The 18,888-nt window shown below is 67.0% G+C and carries 14 protein-coding genes; 5 read left to right on the top strand and 9 right to left on the bottom strand.

Features of this window, described 5'->3' with window-relative positions; genetic code table 11:
- Window positions 1-41: 41 nt before the first annotated feature.
- From ABD481_RS06475 to ABD481_RS06465, 3 genes are all read right to left on the bottom strand, one after another.
- Window positions 42-1,271 carry a serine hydrolase domain-containing protein gene (locus ABD481_RS06475; RefSeq protein WP_344664600.1) on the bottom strand — a complete coding sequence of 410 codons (1,230 nt, stop codon included), beginning with the start codon at window positions 1,269-1,271 and terminating at the stop codon, window positions 42-44.
- Between the two features lie 97 nt (window positions 1,272-1,368).
- Window positions 1,369-1,671: a putative quinol monooxygenase gene (locus ABD481_RS06470; RefSeq protein ID WP_344664599.1), complete on the bottom strand. Its 303-nt coding sequence runs from the start codon at window positions 1,669-1,671 to the stop codon at window positions 1,369-1,371.
- Window positions 1,672-1,777: 106 nt separating this feature from the next.
- On the bottom strand, window positions 1,778-3,388 hold the full coding sequence (locus ABD481_RS06465) for an MFS transporter (RefSeq protein ID WP_344664598.1): 1,611 nt from the start codon (window positions 3,386-3,388) through the stop codon (window positions 1,778-1,780).
- Between the two features lie 165 nt (window positions 3,389-3,553).
- On the opposite strand from ABD481_RS06465, the gene ABD481_RS06460 reads away from it, so the two are divergent.
- Window positions 3,554-4,240: a TetR/AcrR family transcriptional regulator gene (locus ABD481_RS06460; RefSeq protein WP_344664597.1), complete on the top strand. Its 687-nt coding sequence runs from the start codon at window positions 3,554-3,556 to the stop codon at window positions 4,238-4,240.
- 19 nt (window positions 4,241-4,259) lie between these two features.
- Here the strand turns inward: ABD481_RS06460 and ABD481_RS06455 are convergent, their stop codons facing one another.
- The 5 genes from ABD481_RS06455 to ABD481_RS06435 all read right to left on the bottom strand — a co-directional run bounded on the left by ABD481_RS06455 (window position 4,260) and on the right by ABD481_RS06435 (window position 10,845).
- The gene (locus tag ABD481_RS06455) at window positions 4,260-4,610 is read right to left on the bottom strand and encodes a hypothetical protein (protein ID WP_344664596.1); all 351 of its coding nucleotides are present in this window, start codon (window positions 4,608-4,610) and stop codon (window positions 4,260-4,262) included.
- A 2-nt stretch (window positions 4,611-4,612) separates the two neighbouring features.
- Window positions 4,613-7,366 carry a hypothetical protein gene (locus ABD481_RS06450; protein WP_344664595.1) on the bottom strand — a complete coding sequence of 918 codons (2,754 nt, stop codon included), beginning with the start codon at window positions 7,364-7,366 and terminating at the stop codon, window positions 4,613-4,615.
- 169 nt (window positions 7,367-7,535) lie between these two features.
- Entirely contained in the window at window positions 7,536-8,423 is an 888-nt protein-coding gene (locus tag ABD481_RS06445) for a hypothetical protein (protein WP_344664594.1), read from the bottom strand.
- A gap of 8 nt (window positions 8,424-8,431) precedes the next feature.
- A complete protein-coding gene (locus ABD481_RS06440) occupies window positions 8,432-9,355 on the bottom strand; it encodes an L-histidine N(alpha)-methyltransferase (RefSeq protein WP_344664593.1) in 924 nt (307 codons plus the stop codon).
- Between the two features lie 503 nt (window positions 9,356-9,858).
- Complete coding sequence (locus ABD481_RS06435; protein ID WP_344664592.1) at window positions 9,859-10,845, bottom strand: winged helix-turn-helix transcriptional regulator; 987 nt, start codon at window positions 10,843-10,845, stop codon at window positions 9,859-9,861.
- 182 nt (window positions 10,846-11,027) lie between these two features.
- Between ABD481_RS06435 and ABD481_RS06430 the strand changes: the two genes are divergently transcribed.
- The gene (locus ABD481_RS06430) at window positions 11,028-14,168 is read left to right on the top strand and encodes an AfsR/SARP family transcriptional regulator (protein ID WP_344664591.1); all 3,141 of its coding nucleotides are present in this window, start codon (window positions 11,028-11,030) and stop codon (window positions 14,166-14,168) included.
- Window positions 14,169-14,235: 67 nt separating this feature from the next.
- Here ABD481_RS06430 and ABD481_RS06425 read toward each other — a convergent pair whose 3' ends face one another.
- Window positions 14,236-15,726, bottom strand: a complete 1,491-nt coding sequence (locus ABD481_RS06425) for an alpha/beta hydrolase family protein (RefSeq protein WP_344664590.1) — start codon at window positions 15,724-15,726, stop codon at window positions 14,236-14,238.
- 348 nt (window positions 15,727-16,074) lie between these two features.
- Between ABD481_RS06425 and ABD481_RS06420 the strand changes: the two genes are divergently transcribed.
- From ABD481_RS06420 to ABD481_RS06410, 3 genes are read left to right on the top strand one after another with little or no spacing between them, the layout of a single operon-like run.
- Window positions 16,075-17,397: a sensor histidine kinase gene (locus tag ABD481_RS06420; protein ID WP_344664589.1), complete on the top strand. Its 1,323-nt coding sequence runs from the start codon at window positions 16,075-16,077 to the stop codon at window positions 17,395-17,397.
- Entirely contained in the window at window positions 17,394-18,059 is a 666-nt protein-coding gene (locus ABD481_RS06415) for a response regulator (RefSeq protein ID WP_344664588.1), read from the top strand. The genes ABD481_RS06420 and ABD481_RS06415 overlap by 4 nt, the downstream gene beginning before the upstream one ends.
- A 14-nt stretch (window positions 18,060-18,073) precedes the next feature.
- Window positions 18,074-18,571 carry an SMI1/KNR4 family protein gene (locus tag ABD481_RS06410; protein WP_344664587.1) on the top strand — a complete coding sequence of 166 codons (498 nt, stop codon included), beginning with the start codon at window positions 18,074-18,076 and terminating at the stop codon, window positions 18,569-18,571.
- Window positions 18,572-18,888 lie beyond the last annotated feature (317 nt).

Raw genomic sequence — 18,888 nt, 5'->3', positions numbered from 1 at the left:
GTTCGACGGATCACGCAGGGACGCGGCAGTCTGGCTTGATATCAGCGGCGCAGGAGGGCGCAGACGAAGTCCTCCTGGATACCGCGCATCTTGTCGAACAGCTGCGGGTTGGTTTTCGGAGTGAGCGTCTCGTTGACAGAGAACGTGAGCGAGCGGCTGCCGTCCGCGGTGGCGAGGGCGAGCTGCGTGTAGCCCAGCGTGTTGCCGGTGTGGCCGTACACCACGCCGCAGCGGGTCGTGTAGCGGAAGATCGCCAGTCCGGCGGCGTTGGTGCCGGGGCCGGGCGGCTCGGAACTGCCCGCGACCACTTTCTGCTGCTCCTTGCGGATCGACCGGGAGAGCAGCTCAGGGCCCGCATACGCCTTGATGAAGGTGTCGAGGTCGTTCGGCGTCGACACGATTCCGCCCGACGCCCAGGCTCCGGAGGCGCCCACCTCCGTGCTGACGTCCTCGGGCGCGCCGGTCGGCGGGACGGCGTAGCCGTGCAGGAAGGGCTTGGGCAGTGCGTAGCCCGAGGGCAAGCTGGTCCGACGCAGGCCGAGGCGGCCGGTGACGAGGCTCTTGAGCAAGTCCTCGTAACGGCGGCCGGTCGCCGCCTCCGCCATGAGCGCGACGGCGACGTTGTCCGAATTCGAGTACTGGTATCGGGTGCCCGGGGCGAACAGCAGCGGCCGGTCGGCGACGAAGGTCAGCAACGAGTGCGGGGCGAAGTAGCGCCGGGGATCGGCCTGCAACAGCTTGATGAACGCGTCCGAGCCGGAGTAGTCGGGCAGGCCGCTGGTGTGCTGCAACAGCTCACGGAGGGTGACGGCGCCCCAGGCGGCGGGCAGGTGCGGCAGCCGGTACGCGATGGTGTCGTCCAGACGCAGGGTGCCCCGGTCCACCAGCCGCAGGGCCACCGCGCCGCTGAAAGCCTTGGCGACGCTGGCGATCCGCATGTGATCGTTCGCGCTCGGACGGCGCGGGTCGATCACCGCGAGGCCGGAGTGGTAGACCGTCCGACGGCCCTGCCGGTCGAGGACGACGATGGCGCCGGGCGGGCCGCCCTTGACCGCGGTGAGCGAGTCCAGTTCCAACTGCAAGCGGTTGCCTGAGGCTGCCGCCGGGCTCGCGGTCGCTGGGGGCGCTGCGGTCACTGGGGTCATCGCAGGCGCTGGGGCCGTCGCCGCCGTCGCCGCGACGGATGTGAGCAGGCAGGCCACGACCGCGGTCGCGCACGCCAGGCTGGAACGCAGTTTGCCGGCCATCGGCGGGACCTCCCGGGTCTGCATATGTCAATGCATGGAGACCTAGCCCCGCCGCCCGGATGCCAAACCCGCCGCCGCCGACAACCAGCCATTCGGGCTAGCGCGGGAGCGGGAAGGATGCTCAGGCCAGCGCGTCGGCCTCAAGTTCGACGACCTGCGCCGGCCCGGCCCGGAACGCCGGGCTGGCGGCGTCGGCGGCGACCATGTGCGGGGTGGCGTCGTGCGCCGCCAGCGCGTCGCGCGACTCCCACAGCTCCACGAGCACGAACCGGTCCGGGTCTCCGACGACCCGGTGCAGGTCGTACTGCAGACAGCCCGGCTCCGCACGGACGATCGGCGCGAGGTTCTCGTAGGCGTCGATCTGTTCCTGGGCGTGGCCGGGCTGGGTGGTGATGAGGATGTGGAGTCGTATGGGTTGTGACATGCGCGCGAGCGTAGATCATCCGCTCCGGTCGACGCGGCGGAGTCCACGCTCCGCGTGCTCCGCGTGCTCCGCGTGTTCAGCGCGGCGCGGCGCCTGAGGATGGGCCTCAGGCGGTGCGCCTCCGGGCTCCACTGCGCAGCAGCACCCAGGCGGCCAGCGCCGCGACGGCGAGCAGGCCGGCGCCGCAGCGCAAGGCCAGGTGCAGGGCGTCAGTGAACGAAGTATCGACCGTCGTACGCAGCGCGGCCGGCAGCGACTTGCTCGCCGCGATGCCTCCAGCACCACCCCGAGTCACCGCGCCGGTGACCTCGTGGCGCTGCCCGGCGTCGACCCCGAGATCGGTGAGGCGCGTCCGGAGCAGCCCGGTCATCCGGCTGGTGAGGATGGCGCCGAGCACCGCGATGCCGACGACCCCGCCGAGCTCACGCATGGTGTTGGTGACCGCCGACGCCATACCCGCCTTCGCAGCCGGGACCCGTTCCAGGACCGCGACCGAGACAGGCGCGAAGGACATGCCCATGCCGAGTCCGACGATCGGCAGTGTCCAGACATACTGCGTGTAGTGCGCGCCGACGCCGTAGAGCGAGAGTCCGGCGAGCGACGTCGCACACAGCGTCAGCCCGGTGACGAGCGCGGGCCGCGGGCCCAGCTTGCCGGTGATGGCGCCGGCGAACGGCGCGGCCAGGATGATGGCGCAGGTCGCGGGCAGCGAGCCGACGCCGGCCCGGGTCGGGGACCAGCCGTAGACGTCCTGCATGAGCAGCGGCAGGAAGAACAGCGCGCCGAACATGCCGAAGCTGACCATGAATCCGCTCATCAGGGCCCCGGCAACGACGGGGTCGCGGAAGAAGGACAAGTCGAGCATCGGCGCCCGGCGGCGGGCCTCGACGACGAGGAAGGCGATCAGGGCGAGCAGCGCGGCGGCGCCGGCGCCGAGCACCCGGGGGCTGGTCCAGCCCGCGTCCGGCCCCTCGATGAGCGCGAACACCATGGCGCCGAGCCCGAGCGCGCCCAGAAGCTGGCCGGCGATGTCGAACCGCTCGCGGCCGTCGTGGAACTCCGGCAGCACGCGCAGGCCGACGACCAGGGCCAGCACCCCGATCGGCACGTTGATCCAGAAGACGCTGGACCAGCCGAAGGCGTCCACCAACGGGCCGCCGATGGCCGGGCCGAGGGCCAGCCCGAGGCCGGAGATGCCGGACCACAGGCCGATGGCGCGGGCGCGCTCCCCGGGCTCGGGGAAGGTGTTGCGGATGATCGACAGACTGCCCGGGGTGAGCAGCGCCGCGCCGACGCCCTGGAGCATGCGGGCCGCGATGAGCTCGCCGATCGAGCCGGAGAGCGCGCAGAGCATCGAACCGAGCGTGAAGCCGACTATGCCGGTCAGGAAGACCCGCTTGCGGCCGAGCCGGTCGCCAAGCGTCCCGCCGGTGAGCAGGAGGGCCGCGTACACGAGGCTGTAGCCCTCGACGACCCATTGCAGACCGGTGAAGCCCGCGTGCAGCTCCGCACCGATGTTCGGCAGGGCTGTGTTGACCACGACATTGTCAAGCATGGCCATGAAGAGGGTGATGCACAACGTACCGAGAATCAGGGCTTTGGCACGCGCGGTACGGGGCTCGTGCTCGACGGCGCCGGCCGCCCCCTGGTCGGCGACAAGCGCCGTGGCTGTCCGACCGGAGTCGGCTCGCAGTCCTTGCTCATGTTGCTGCGCCATGACGTCGAAGCTCCAGACTAACGTCGTTAGGGACCATCTAACGCCGTTAGGGTATCCCTAACGGCGTTAGACTACAAACCTCGATGAGATGATGCAGCACAGGACGCCGACCGCCGGACAAAAGGCCCGGCGCCGACGACGACAGGCGACGAGGAGAGACCCCAGGTGGCTTCAGCACGAAAGGGTGCGCGACCAAGAACACCGGCCATCACCCGGGAAGCCCTGATCACCGCCGGCCTGGCCGTCCTCACCCGCGAAGGCTTCGACGCCCTGTCCATGCGCAAAGTGGCGGCCGAACTCGGCGTCCAGGCAGCCTCGCTCTACTGGCACGTCCAGGACAAGGAAGAACTCCTCGACCTCCTGGCCGACAGCCTCCTGTGGGACGCCCGCAAACTCAAAACCGACGGCGACTGGGCCGAGAACCTCCGCGCCATGGCCCACGCCTACCGCTGCCACATGAACACCCACCGCGACTCCGCCCGCGTCCTGGCCGGCCGCATCGTCCCAGGCCCCAACCTCCTCTACGTCCTGGACACCGCCCTGGGCTGGCTCCGCACCGCCGGCTTCTCCAACGCCGACGCCGCTTACGCGACACGCATGCTGGCCACCTACGTCCAAGGCTTCGTCCTCCAGGAGCAACTCCCCCGCTCCTCCCTAGGCCCCCACGGCGCCACCCCGGAGGCCATCGGCGAAGCCGTCACCGAAGCCTTCCGATCAGCACCGGTGGATCAGTACCCGAACGTGGTAGCCCTGGCCGACTTCGTCGGAAGCGGCAGCGCGGACGACCAGTTCGCGTACGGGGTCGACCGGCTGATCGAGGGGCTGCGGACGCGGTTGGTGGGTGGGGGGTAACGCGGGTCGGTCCGCGGGCTCAGCCCTTCAGGAGCCCTGGAATGAGCAGGACAGCCGTCAAAAGGAACACTCCGCTCAGCACGATCGAGATGCGGTAGGGCTTCCTTACCTGCGACTCCTCATCGTGCAGCAACGCGGACCGTTCGGCCGGCGTCAGTGTGTTGTCGATCACCGATCCGGCCGCCCGGTCCGCACTCTCGGCAAGCTGCGCCGCGTGGGCCATGAACGCGGCGTCGACCACCCAGATGACGGAGTCGAGAACGGTCGGCGCCCTGGCCGGATTCGGTGTGCCGGACAGGCCGGTGAGGAGGTTGATACCAGCACCGGCGGCCAGGCCGGAAGTGAAGTTCAAGAGCGACGGGGACAGCACGCTCACAGCTCCCGGGACCGCAGGCTGTGGCCTTCGAAGACCTCGGCCCAGAGCCGATCGACCAGGGTGGCCGCGGCGGGGGAGAACGAATTCTCAGCAAGCTGCGCTTCGACCTCGTCCCGCAGGTTCTTACGGTCGAGCCATTTGGCGAGCTGGTCCTCGATGAGCTCGCGCGTTCGGGCGTGGTTCCTGCCCCGGAGCGCAGCCTCGCGACTGGTGATGTTGGCCGTGATCTCTCTGCCGAGACGTTCCAAACGCCCGGTGAGCACCCGCCGTGCTTCTGTATCGAATGGTTCGGGCGTGACGACCACCGTCAGCTCCGTCGCCGAGGTGAGCGTCACGCGATCGATCTTCTCGATGGCATCCTTTTGAGCGGGGCCGGCTATTCGGGCCGACGGTTCGAAGTCCTGCAACAAGGCCTCCAGCTCACGCTGGACGATACTCTGCACGATCCACACCACCTGTTCGGCGACATACGGGATCTTGACGCTCTCCTCCGTGCCCGGGCTCCCTCCCCCACCCCCGTTCCCGACCCACGTCAGCAGGTCGACGATCACTGGATAGATCTCGCGGCGATCCGGCCCGGCCAGCATGATGGCCTCGGCCGCGGCGGCGCAGTCGATCTCTCGGCCCGGCAGGCGCCACTCCGGCATCTGCTCTTTGAGGTAGCTGTATCCGGAACGGATACAGTCGTCACTCGTCCGAACCCCCGCACGCAGCAAGGCCGTCATGCACATCGCCGTCGTGAGGACGTCGCTGTTCCAGGTCCCGGTACCGCTGTGCCACCTGCCCCCGAACGGGCCGACGCTGCTGAACGAATCACGCAGCCAGTTGCAGGCCCGCTCGACGGTCCCGCCAGGGGTGTGCCAGCTGTCGTCGCGCAGGTGCAACAGACCGCTGAGCACACGCGCAGTCAGCCATGGGACCCGCTCCGGGTAGAACGCGCCGTTGGGAAGCTGAGCCTTGCTGGCCATGTCCCTCAGTGAATCGGCGCGGCCCTGGTCCGGCACGATAGCGGTGTTCTCGAAGGTCAAAAGGACACCCAGCAGCCAGGTCCGGTAGAAACGGTCCATGTCGATGCTCTCCGCCGACTGCCTATCACGGCTGTTCCCCTGCGTCAGCATCGCCTCGTCCTCAGCGATCATGGCGTCGCGGATGTGCACGAAGTCGTCGCTGTCCGGAGAGGGCTGAGGGCCGAGGTTGTTCGGCAGATTCGACAGCGAGTCAAACCCCCACTGGCGTCGAACGTACTCAGCGCTTGCCTTCCAAGCTTCGCGCTCATCGGTCAGTGCGAGGGCGGCGGCGGCGAACGCCGCCGAGGCTATGTTGCCGCCCCAGGAGGGATCCCGCTTCACGGACTGGTCCCGGAGAAAGTGAATCAGTGCCCGGCGATGCGGCCAGACCTTGGCCAGGATCCGGTCCTCGCGTTGATTCGTGCGTCGGTTGTTCACCAGGTCGAGCTTCTCCAGGGTCGCCTGCACGGCGGACTTGCCAGAGCGGCGAAGATATTTGAAAGCCAGCTTCGACGGCCGCTCAAAAGGCTGATCCGGATCGTCGTCCCAGTGCCTGACCGCGTAGCGGACGATGGCGGCGGCCTTCGAGGGATGCCCGATGGACAACACTTCGTCGCTGTAGCTGATCAGCTTCATCGACATCAGTTCCTGAACCGGTGCGGCAAGACCCTCCGTCACGCAATACATCCGGTACACGCCGATCTCGAAGGCACCGAGGCTGGCGAACCAGTAGAGCGTCCGACGCGTCTCGGGTTCCGTGACCTGATCGGCATGTGTCACGGCCGCGATGGTCTCCGCGAGTTCGTCGTCGCTCGGCAATCGCCCGAACTGTTGGAAATACTTGAGAGCCGACTTCGCCAACAGCACATCGCCGCCCGACAGCTGGTCGATCTCAGTGGCCACCAGATCGGTCTGCTGGCTCTCGGCAAGCAGCATATGAATCACCTCGCTTCCCCAGACCGCGATGCGGGAGAAGGCGATCGGCAGCTCCATGACGAGGTCGTACGCGGACGGCCAACAAGTGGCCAGTGTGCGGATCGGCATGTTCAGGCCGTCACGCAGTCGCGTAATCAGATCGAAGATGGCGCGGGTCGCGGTGACGTTGGCCTGGAGATTGTCGATCACGACCAGATACCCGCGCGAGCTGGGCGCTTTAAGGAAAGCCAACAGTGTGGCCTCAGCGTTGTCGAACGCCTCCGTCAGATCCAGCCAGATCACATGATCCTCGTGATGCGACTTCCGACGCCGGGCCGCGGCGAAGATGCTCAGTGTCTTGCCGGATGCCGGCGGCCCCATGACCAGAACATCCTCGGCGCCGGCAAGCCTCTCGACGATCGTCTCGTCACGGTCGGTGCTCACGTAGCCGTCGATGTCCCGGATGAGGTCCCGCGGCATGGAGCCGGTTCCGACGTACCCGAAGGGGATCCACTCCTCGTCGTCCCAATGTGCCGTGCCCGTGAAGCTGGAGGCGACGGCGGCGAGCAGGGACGGCTCGAAATCCCTGCGGGACCGCGCCCACTCGGCGAGCTCCGGCAACGGCCGGCTGACGGTCCAGCCACGGCCGCTGGGAGCCCGGACGGAGAAGACGACCATGCCGGCCTGGAGCTCCCCGTGCACCGTCAGCGCGGGCAGTCCGACGATCCCGCTTTTCTGTTCCTGGACGACCTGCCGAATCACGATCTCCGCCGCGGCTGACGAATCGTCTCGGGCCAGCGCACTAAGCAGTTCCGACTGCCAGGTCATCGGCTTTGACCTCATCCCCCTGCGATATGCGCCCGTGAACTGGAGATCTCCCCGTGATCTATTGGCGGACTACCCAGGGGTCACGATCCATACACGCTCGCAATCGATATGAGACCTCTGCGATGTGTACCCTGTTCGAGGCGTCGATATCTGGCCGCCGGAGACGGCGCTAGCGCAATCGCTTTGCCTCAACACGCAGATATGACACTGGATACAGTTCACCCTGAACCTCTGCCCGCTCGTGCGTCAGGACTTCGAAGCCGCCTTCGGCGAAGGCTTCCATCACGGCGTGTTCGTCACCAAGGTCCTCGCTGCGCATGCGGCGTGCGTAGGCCTCGGCAGCTCGCACGATCCAGCCCTGTTCCGCGGCCAAAGCCTTTGGCAGATCTTGCGCATTACGGCACGCACGCGCAACAAAATCAGCGATGTCACCAGCAGGATCAGCTCTGAGATCATCGGTACCGTGCAGGCGGACGGTCGTGACCACGACTCCGTCGGCGGCGAGTAAGGCTCGCCAAAGTTCAAGGACCTTCGCGGTCTGTGCGGAACTGAATCGAGTAAGAAAGGCATCCGAGGCAATGACGTCGAACGAGGCGTCCTGCATGGGGTGCGTGAACAGATCGACAGCCCCGGCCTTGATATCCGCCGCCATGCGCCCGGCGAACCAACGGCAGGCCTGTACAGGGGTCGGGCATCGATCGATCATCGTGACGTCGACAGCGCCTGGCTCGCCCGCGCTATGCCAGATTTGCTCCAACATGGAGTAGTCCGCCGCGCCCGAGACGAGTACACGCGGCGCGCCGCCGCGTACGGCCTCATAACCTTTACGCAGTGCCTTGTCATAGAAGTCACGATGCCAAGCAGGCGAGCTGACCAGGGAGCACAGCCGTAGGTATTGCCAGGCCCCGTGGTACCAGGCGCACGACTCTCCACCCGGGCTCTCCGGCCAGCAGAGTGTCGACGCATCGCGCGCACTCAGCGGGGCCGACTCCGCGAGCAGGGAGAGCAGGCGATCTTCTCTGGCTCGATCCCTTGCCTCGTCGAAGAATTCGGTCATCGCCGGGGCTACTTCCGCAGCGCCGCGACGACCAGATGGCCACCGCTGTCGACTTCGTGCTCGATGGCCCAGCCAGCCGCCGCGAGAATGGCCTCGACGTCGCTGATCACGAACCTGCGGGACACGAAGCATCGAATCGGCCGCCCCGGCACCAGCTTTGTATCGTCGAGAACAACGTCACGTGTGACGTTGATGGTGCCGACGACCGCGTCGTCGACGACGTCAAGGGTGAGACGGATCGCGTCGAGCGGTACTCCGGCCATGGCGAAGATCTCCAGGACGGCCGCCTGGAAGACTTCTGTTTCATAGGGAGCAAGCATCAGGGAGTCGTCCTGGGGGCGGCTCGCGAGCGTGACACTCATCAAGAGCATATCGCCGACACGGGCGCTGAAGGCAATGTTCGCCAACACTGAAATCGGGTCTTCGACGTTCCCGAGTGTGTTTCCCAGAAGGCACAAGGTGACCGGCTCATCGTCATCACGCCAATTTTCGATCGCGGCGGTCGGCCCTTCCTCGATGTCCCACACTTCTCCCCTCAGGCTGAGGTCGGAAGCGCATCCGGCGCGGATCTGTGACAACGCGATGTCAAGCAGGGTTCTACTGAAGTCGACGGCCAAGTACCTACCGGCAGGCCGGTCGACAGTGAGGCCGCGGAGGAAACTATCGCTATGCACTCCGTTGCCGGGACCGATCTCCACGATCCGCAAAGGCCGATCGACGTCGCCGACGGCTCTCCGCCATACCGAGACTTCGTTCCGGACTTGACCGATGACCTGCTGGTATCCCGTCGAGCGGGCCAGTCGGTCGTGGGTGAGCGCAGCACTTCCGGTGTAAGCGAACTTCAGCGGTACGTAACCTGATTCGAGACACTCCGCGAGCTGGTGGCGATGCTCCGGACTCTCGAAGAACGAATTAGCTGAAGTAGCTGCCACTGGTATGCCCTTTCCCTTTCTGCGATCCCTCCTCGCCGTCGCGGCTCGGCCTGCGGTCAGACGTGATCGAATCGTGGTGTCGCTACGGGTGGGGCGCCCGTTGACGCTGTCGTCCGAGTCGCCTCAGGGTATCGCGAGTGGCTGAGAGTTGAGGATCGAACAATAAGGTCCAGTAGTCAAACGCGACTTTCGGCGCGCTCAATAGCGCGAATATGTGATCATGCACCAGCGCATTCGCCCTGGTAATCACGCCGCTGACATGCGTCGGCCGGGCACCGGTTGGATCGCCCGATGCCCGGCCGACGCCCGCACGACACCGTCGGCGCGACGAGTGCGTACCGTCCTATAACTCTTGCGTGTGACGGACGCGGCGCCAGATCGTCCGCGAGTGCCGTGCCTACTTGGCACGATTCGACACGACAGCTCGCAGACGACCACCTCACCACCGTGCAGGGAGAGGAGGCGTTCCCATCATGACACAGATAGCAGAATTTCTTCAATGACTAGACTGCACTGGCCCCGCCCGCGAGATCGGCAGCGATGGCCGTCCAGTTCGCCGCCAGGTGCTGAGCAGCTTCGGCGAGGGTGTCCAGGCAGTGGGTCGGCATGCCGGCGCGGATCGTTTGCCACTGGGTCTGGATGTTGCATTGCACGTCCAGCAGGCGGAGTACGGCCTTGCCCAGGTCCGAGTAGCGCAGTGACGGGTCTTTGCGCAGGCGTTCCAGCAGGGAGCTGAGTTGTTGTGGGGCGGGTTGGGGTCTCGAGGTGCTGGTGGGTGGTGGATAGACCGGTTCCTTCTCGGTGAAGAGGCGGAGCCGGACGTTGTAGGCCGTCGAGAGCGAGATGCCGGTCTTGCGGGCGACCTCGCGCAGCGAGATGTTCGGGTTCTGGGTCAGCAGCTCTACTGCCGCTTTGCGTCCGCTCTCCGTGGTGAGCGGCCTTGACCGGCCGTCCTGGCCGATGCGGGCTGCCGTCTGGTCGGTGAGGGTCAGGTTGCGGCGTAGTGTGCCGACGGTTTTGGCTGCCAGGCCTACTGATGCGGCGATCGCGCGGTCGGAGAGGTGGGGATGCGAGCCGATGATCCGGGCGGCGGCTGCGCGGCGTTCGGGGAGGCTCAGTGGTAGGCCGTGTGCCACGTTGGCGCGGACGCCGAGGCGGAAGGCTTCTTTGAGGCTTCCGGAAAAGAGGATGGCGTCGATCTCGGGCCGGCCTCTGAGTTTGGCCGCCGCCACGCGGTGCATGCCGTCGATGATCCGCATCGTCGGGTGATGCACCATGATCGGGGGCAACGGCCCTTCCACCTGGGCGAGCACGTGGGCGTGTGCGATGTCGACGCCGCTGCTCCGAGGCGAGTCGGCGTCATGCAGATCACTGATTCGCACGGTGATCACTCGCGGATCGCCCAGGAACCCGCCGGGCACGGCGTCCAGCGACCGGTGGTGGGAAAGCGGGACCAGGTCCTTGGGGCGGGCACGGGTCGGCACCGTCATGAAAACCCCTCTGCCAGAACGGGCTGCGGCCATACGGATTCCGGCTCCTGTCGGGCCGGTCGCCGGATGCCGAAACCATCCCGCCGAGGGTTCACAAGTCGGCTCCAGACAGCCTCCAAAGCCGTACCTCAGCAGCCGATCGCGCCGATTGAGGACCCTGATGCGGGTGGCAGAATCAGCACATGGACTTCCAACTGCTGGGCGACTTCCAGGCGGTTCACGACGACGCTGCCCTGGACCTCGGCGGCCGACGTCGTCAGGCAGTGCTCGCAGTGCTGCTGCTCAACGCCGGCCGGACCGTCTCCCGGCAGCAGATCGCCCAGTGGGCCTGGCCGGCCGATCCGCCAGGCTCCTCGGGGAACCTGCTCGCGAACTACGTCTCCGGACTGCGCCAAGCCCTGCGCCCGGCCGGATCGCTGATACGCCTGACGGCCCGGCCCCCGGGATTCCTTGCCGAACTCGACCCGGAGCTGATCGACGCCCATCGCTTCACCGAGCTGGTCCGCAAGGCCCACGGCGACCTGAACGGCAACGAGCCCCAGGCCGCCACGGCACGACTGCGCCAGGCCTTGGGCTTGTGGCGGGGCACGGCCCTGAGCGGCCTGGACACCCCTTACCTCGAAGGGCAACGCACCGAGCTGGAGAACGCCCGCAGATCCGCCGCCAGGCTGCTGGCCCGCGTCCATCTCGACAACGGGCAGCCCGACCAAGCCATCGATCTGTTGCGTCCGCTGGTGACCGAGGATTCCGGAAGCGAGTCGGCGGCAGTGCTACTCGTCCGGGCACTCACCGCCGTCGGGGACAGCTCCGCCGCGGCCGACTTGGCGCTGCACACCATCCGCAGGCTGCACAGCGAGGGCCGCGAACCCGGCCAGGCACTCAAGCAAGCTCAGAGCGACGCCCTTGGCGGAGGGAAAAGCAGCAACGGAGACACCGGCAGCCGCCCGCCCGGCGCAGCCGGGACCCGGCTCAACCAGCTCCCCTTCGACACCAGAGCCTTCACCGGACGCGACCACGAGCTCGCCCAACTGCTGGAGCTGGCCGACCAGCCCGGACCGGACGGCGCGCCCGGCACAGTGGTCATCTCAGCCATCGACGGCATGGGCGGCGTCGGCAAGACCGCCCTGGCCCTGCACGTCGCCCACATCCTCACCCGACGCTTCCCCGACGGCCAACTCTTCGTCGACCTGCACGGCGTCCACGAACGCACACCCCGCGACCCCGGCGACGTCCTGGCCGAATTCCTCCAAGCCTTCGGCACACCGCCCGGCGGCATCCCCGCCGAGACCGCCGCCCGCGCCGCCGCTTTCCGCGACCGCCTGGCCGGCACCAGCACCTTGCTGGTCCTGGACAACGCCAGCAGCGAGGATCAGATCAGACCACTGCTACCCGGCACGGCGGGATGCCTGGTCCTGATCACCAGCCGCCTGCGCCTCAAAGGCTTGGACGACGCCTACCCCCTGAACCTCGACGTCCTACCGACCGCGGACGCCATCGCCCTGTTCCGCAGCATCGCCACTCCCAGCCGTACCGCCGCAAACGACCCTTTGCTGGAGGAGATCGTCACGCTGTGCGGCCACCTACCCTTGGCCTTGCGAATCGCCGCCGCGCTCCTGCGCGGTCGACGCACTTGGACCCTGCAACACCTCGCCGCCCGACTCCGCACCACTCGCGCCAACCTGACCGGGTTCTCCGACGGCGACCGGGACCTCGCGTCAGTATTCGATCTCTCCTACCAAGCTCTCGACAGCGATCGTCAGATCATGTTCCGGTATCTGGGTCTGGTCCCCGGCCCGGATGTCGACGCCTACGCCGCCGCCGCACTGCTGGACGTCGATATCGACACGGCCGACCAGCTCCTGCAAGACCTCGTCGACCACAATCTCCTGGCCGAGATCGCTCCCGGCCGCTACCGTCTCCACGACCTGCTTCGCCTGCACGCCCGCACGACCGCCAACGCCGTCGACAACGCCGGGCACCGTGAAGCGGCCGTGGATCGGCTCCTGCACTACTACGCCCACACCGCCCAGGCTGCTTCCGCACGCATCGGACGTGTGCCTCGACAAGCCCACGACGGCCCGGCGCCCGCCTGCGCCCCCGACCTGGCCGAACCCGACCTCGCGCGGGCCTGGCTGCGTACCGAGCGTCCCAATCTCGACGCCGCCTGGGACCACGCCCACGCCGTCCAGCTCGACCACCACATCACCGCCCTGGCCACCGGCCTGGCGGAGTCGTTCCGCCACGACGGTCCTTGGACCCGCGCCCAGCTGGTCCACCAGGTCGCCGAGACCGTCGCTCGCAGCGGACCTTCCGTCGTTCATGCCAATGCCCTGACAGACCTAGGACGCGGACGGCGCCTTGCTGGCGACTATCGAGGAGCGGGCGAGGCGCTCGCACCGGCGCTGGAGATCTATCAGCGGATCGGCAATCAGCTCGGCGAGGCGGTCGCCCTCAGTGAACTCGGAGAAGCGCGGTATCTCACTGGGGACTATCTGAGAGCTGCGGAAGTCCAGGAACCGGCCCTGGAGATCTACCGGCGGATCGGCAACCGCCTCGGTGAGGCCACTGCCCTGAACGGCGTGGGACGGCTGCGTTTTGAGACCGGAGACATGTCGGGGGCGGCGGACGCCCAGGAGCAGGCTTTGGCGATCTATCGCGAGCTCGGCAACCGTTATGGGGAGGCGGCCGCGCAAACCAACCTCGGCGAGGTGCGGTATCAGACCGGAGACTATCCGGAGGCGGCCGAGGCTCTGGAACGCGCCCTGGAGATCTTCCGTCAGCTCGAAAATCGCCACGGGGAGGCCATCAACCTGACCGAGCTGGGACATGTGCGCGCTCAGATCGGCGACTTCTCAGGGGGTATCGACGCTCTGGAACTGGCCCTGGAGATCTTTCGTCAGCTCGGCAGCCGCCTCGGCGAGGCCGCATCGCTGAACAACCTGGGACGGGTACGGCACATGACCGGCGACTACTTGGGAGCGGCGGCGGCGCAGGAGCAGTCGTTGGAGATCTACCGGCAGATTGGCAGCCGGGGCAACGAGGGCTGGGCGTTGAACTCGTACGCGGCGAGTATCGCAGCACTCGGTGATCTTCCTCGCGCGCTCACGCTCTATCAGCAGGCTCTGGCGATCAATCGCGAGTTGAACATGCTTGCCGATGAAGCTATTTCCCTGGAAGGGATCGCAGACCACTACCTCACCGCTGACGAAAGTTCGCAGGGCATCACGTTTCTTAACGAGGCACTGGAGATCTATCGGCGTCTAGGCATGCGCGCGCACATCGACCGTGTCCAAGCCCGGCTGTCCGAGCCTGGAACACAGTAGCTGGAGCTGAAGCCGTACGTAGCTGTAGTGGTTCCTGTAGTGGTAGCTGGAGCTGGAGCCCGTCGGGTCAGTGGCCGGCGTTCGGGTGGTAAACGGTGAGCTGGCCGTAGGCCGACAGAGCGCTGGCCGGGTCGCCTGGCTGGTCTCGAAGGACGATGTCCAGGAAAGCGAGGGTGGCTCCGGCGACGACTCGTGGACTCTTGCTGCGGCCCAGGGAGCCGACTATCGAGGGCACAGGCGGCAGATACAGCGGGCCGTCCATGAAGGTGAGGTGTGCGGCGCCGGGGATCGTGAGGCGATAGCTCGTCGCGGTGCTGGAGTTGAGCGCGTCGGTGAGTCTGGATACGTAGCGCGGGTCGGTCCCCGAGGTGATGGCCTGAGTGAGGGCGAGCGTCGGCTGATCGAGGGATGGCGAGGCGGGGCCGTGCGGGAAGCCGTCGAGATCGATGACGGCCTCGAAGCGGCGGTCCTGTCGGGCGGCCTGGAGGGCGGCGGCTCCGCCCATGGAGTGGCCGGTCACCGCGACTCGGCCGGTGTCCAGGCGTCCGGTCAGCGGATCGGCGATCTCGCCTCCGTCCAGGCTGCCCAGTTGAGTGAGGACGAAGCTGAGGTCGGCCGCCCGAATCGCGGTCCAGCCGGCCGCCAGCTTCTCGTCCTTGTCCGCGTCGCCACTGGACGCTGTCGCGCTCTTGATTACTCGGCCATCGGTGAGGACGACGGCGGCGGAGTCGTAGGGATGATCGAGGGCTGCGACGACGTATCCGTGGCTGGCGAGTTCCTCTGCCCAGGCGGTGTTTTGGGTGCGCACTCCGCCAGATCCGGGCGAGAACAGGACGACAGGGAACCGTGCGCTCCCGGCGGCTACGGGGGCGTTGAAGACTGAGTGGGTGCGAGCTTGCGAGACGTCGTCGACCAGGAACGCGGGCAGACCGACTCCTTGAGCGAGAGCGTCGGAGACGATGCGCGCCTCATGCTCTGTGCGGCCGAGGTATTGGGCACGCGGCGCGCCTGCGGGGCTTTTCTGTGCGGGGTACCAGAGCTGCACGACGACGGTGCGGTGGTCGTTCGGGTCGGAGGTGAAGGTCTCGGGGCGGTGCGGGTCGGTCCACTGCACTACGCGGGTGCCGACCGCGAAGGTGCCCGACAGTTCGGGGAACGTGGGTATGGGGAAGGCCCAGGCAGCCACCGGGCTGGTGGCGATGATTCCGACGCAGGCCACTGATCCCGGTAGCGCCAGCCACCAACAGGCTCGCCACGCCGGCCGGCCGCTTCGGCGTCGCAGCAGCGGCGTGAGTGCAAACAGCAGCGAGAATGCCGCGCCTATCAGGACCGGCAGCATCTGCCAGCGGAACCCCACGACGCCCAGGACGATCGTGGAGAGCGCGAAGACCGCTGCCGCCGCGATCGTGACGCGGGGGCGGGGAGCCGGGGGAAGCCAGCGTGCCACCACCAGTGCGACGGCGGCCAGCAAGGCCAGGATTTCCAGAGGGGACATGTACAGTCCCGCGATGATCTCGGTCACGTGGCCATCGTCGGTGGCGGGGGTGGGTTGCCACATCGATCCCGGGTCGCCGTCGAGTTTGCCACTGGGGTGGCAAACGAGCAGGCCGGGGTGGGGGGCGGGTTGCGACCACGGGTGGTGGGTGGGCTCCTCCTGGGGTCGCATGGGGGCGTGGTGGGATCAGACGGTGGGCTCATGTGGGTTGTGGGGTGTGCGGCGTACGGTGGTTGGGTGGCGGGTCGGCTGAGCTGGGTGGTCGGTTCGGCTGGGTTGGGTTCGGCTCGGCTCGGCTCGGCTCGGCTCGGCTCGGCTCGGCTGGGTTCGGCTCGGCTCGGCTCCAGCGAGCTTTACGCGGTGGTGGTCCCGCGCGGGGGCACTGTGAGGATGAATCGACAGGAACGTGCAATGACCGAGGTGGCCGCTGACCGGGCCCGGATGCGGTGGGCGATGGCGACTACATGGCTGGCGAAGTACGTCGGCCTGGGCTGCGCACGTGCGGCGCGGCCATTGAGAGCCGCTGCGCGCTGGGGTTCACGGCAGCCGCCGGTGGTGTGGGACCTGCTTTTGGCGACGCTTCTTCTGGTGAACGTCATGGCCACGCGCATATCGCGAGAACTGCCGGTGGCCATGGTTCTTACGGTTGCTCTTGCACTGCCGCTGGTGTGGCGTCGCCGTGCTCCGTTGATGGTTTTCGGCGTTGTGGCGGTTGTTGCCTCCGTCCAGTTGCTGGTGAACCTTCAGCTGCCGGCCGACATCGCCTTGCTGGTGGCGTTATACAGCGTCGCCGCGAGCTCCAGGCGGAGGGTCACGCTTGTCGCCGGCGCCATTGTGGAGGTCGGGTTGCTTCTGGCCTGCCTGCGCTGGGAGACGGAGGGCGGGTTCCTGACGCTCTTTGTCACGGTCACCGCGATGGCCGTCGCCGCTGCCGTTCTCGGTATGAATGTGCGGACCACGCGTGCCTACCTCGCGACGCTGGAGGACCGGGCCGCACGCCAGAAGCAAGAGCAGGAGCAGCAGGCGCGCTTGGCCGTCGCTGAGGAGCGGACACGTATTACCAGGGAGATGCACGACATCGTCACCCACAACCTTTCGGTCATGGTCGCGCTCACTGATGCTGCTGTGTACGCGCAGCATCGGTCGCCGGACAAGGCGACCTCCGCCATGCTTCAGATCTCGGAGACGGGGCGGCAGGCTCTGACCGATATGCGGCGCTCTTTGGGGATTCTGCGCGCCGACGAGCCCGAAGCCGTACGCCACCCGCTGCCGGGCATCGCGCAGCTGCAAGACCTGTCCGATCACATGTGCGCCGCCGGGCTGCCCACGCGCCTCGAAGTGCACGGGGATCACACTCACATTCCGGCTACGGCGCAGCTGACGGTCTATCGACTGGTGCAGGAAGCCTTGACCAACACTCTCAAGCACACACCCGTCGGCACGCGGGCGGAGGTTCGGGTGGAGTGCTCGGCTGGGGCCGTCGAGGTGGACGTCAGCGACAGCGGCCCATCCTCGCCAATCGCCGGGAATGCGTTGCCTGGGCACGGTATCTCCGGCATGCGCGAGCGTGCGGCTGCGTACGGTGGGCGGTTGCGGGCCGGGCCGCTTCGGGGTGGTGGTTGGGGAGTTCAGACGCGGCTTGAGCTTGGCAGCGTCGGCGATGTGGGCGAGAGCGGCGGCGCTTGCATCGCTGGCAGGGTTGGCATCGGCTTTGTGGATGAGGTTTCAGCATGACGATCCGCATCCTCATCGTCGACGACGAAGCGTTGCTCCGTATGGCTTTCAGCACCGTTCTTGAGTCCCAACCCGATATGGCTCCGGTCGGCGAAGCGGCCGACGGCGCCGAGGCCGTCCGCCTTGCCAGAGAACTGCGACCCGACGTCGTGCTCATGGACGTCCGCATGCCGGGGACCGACGGAATCGAGGCGACGCGGCAGGTCATCCAGATCTCCCCGCAGAGCAGAGTACTGATTCTCACCACCTTCGATCTCGACGAATACGCCTTCGACGGCCTCCGAGCCGGCGCCTCGGGCTTTCTGCTGAAGAACACAAGACCCGAGGAACTGCTCACGGCGATACGAAACGTCGCGGCAGGCGACGCCGTAGTCTCACCGCGGATAACCCGCCGCCTGCTGGAGAACTTCTGCGCACACGTCCCCGACGCCAACAGCAGTACCGAACACGACGCGCGACTGAACCAACTCAGCGCCCGCGAGCGCGAGGTACTCGTCCACGTAGGCCGCGGCCTGTCCAACACCGAGATCGCAGCCGCCCTGAACCTCGCTGAGGCAACCGTGAAGTCCCATCTGGGACGGATCCTGCAAAAGCTTGAACTCCGCGACCGGGTACAAGTCGTAATCTTCGCCTACGAGAGCCGTCTCGTGCAGCCGAGCTAGCGCGTGAACTTAAGGTGACATGGGTCCACAAACAAGCTGGTCAGGGGCCGGGACCGCGTCTCGCGGTCGACGAAGCACGACACGGGCCATCCCGGTTCCCCGTATTCGAACCCACATTAACCGCCGCCGAGATCTCTGAGGTCGAGCACCAATGCGGCGTGGCACTCCCGGACGGATATCGAAGCTTCCTGATGGAGGTCGGAAGCGGAGGCCCAGGCCCCGCCCCCTTCGTCGAAACAGAGGACTGGCCAGCCAGACAGCAAGAAATCCTCCGCACCGCCGGACACGAACCAACCCACCCCGGACCCCAGCAACGACCACCTAGCCGACTTCGCCCAAGCATTCGCAGACCAAGGCACCAACACCTGGCTCCCCACCCGCGCCCGCGGCGCAATCCACATCAGCAACAACGGCTGCGGAATGACCACCTGGCTCATCCTCATCGGCCCCCACCGCGGAGAACTCCGCCACCGCGACTGCGGCACCAACCCGCCCTTCGAGCCACACTGTGACGCAGCCGGCAACCGCCACAACCTTCGGAGCTGGTACCTGGACTGGCTGGAAAGGAACGAGGCGGAGGTAGCGATGTGATGGATGACCCTCGTGCGGAGTTTGGTACGGAGGTGCGAAACATTCAGGGCGCGAATCCGTACTCGACCGGGCGCATCCGACGGCGATGAGCCGGCTGCCGACCTTGTGGTAAGTGGTGCGCTTGCGGGGCGTGGCCGTCCCTACCGGCGATGACGACTTGGTCACCGCCGTCGGGATCCGTCAGCATAAGACTTGTTCTGCCGTTAATATCTGCGCGGAGTTCGATGCCCGTCATCGC

It is taken from the genome of Catenulispora yoronensis (assembly GCF_039531695.1).
GTDB classification, from domain to species: Bacteria; Actinomycetota; Actinomycetes; order Streptomycetales; family Catenulisporaceae; genus Catenulispora; species Catenulispora yoronensis.
The sequence above is the reverse complement of the archived record's forward strand: the minus strand, read 5'-3'. Positions and strand labels throughout refer to the sequence as shown.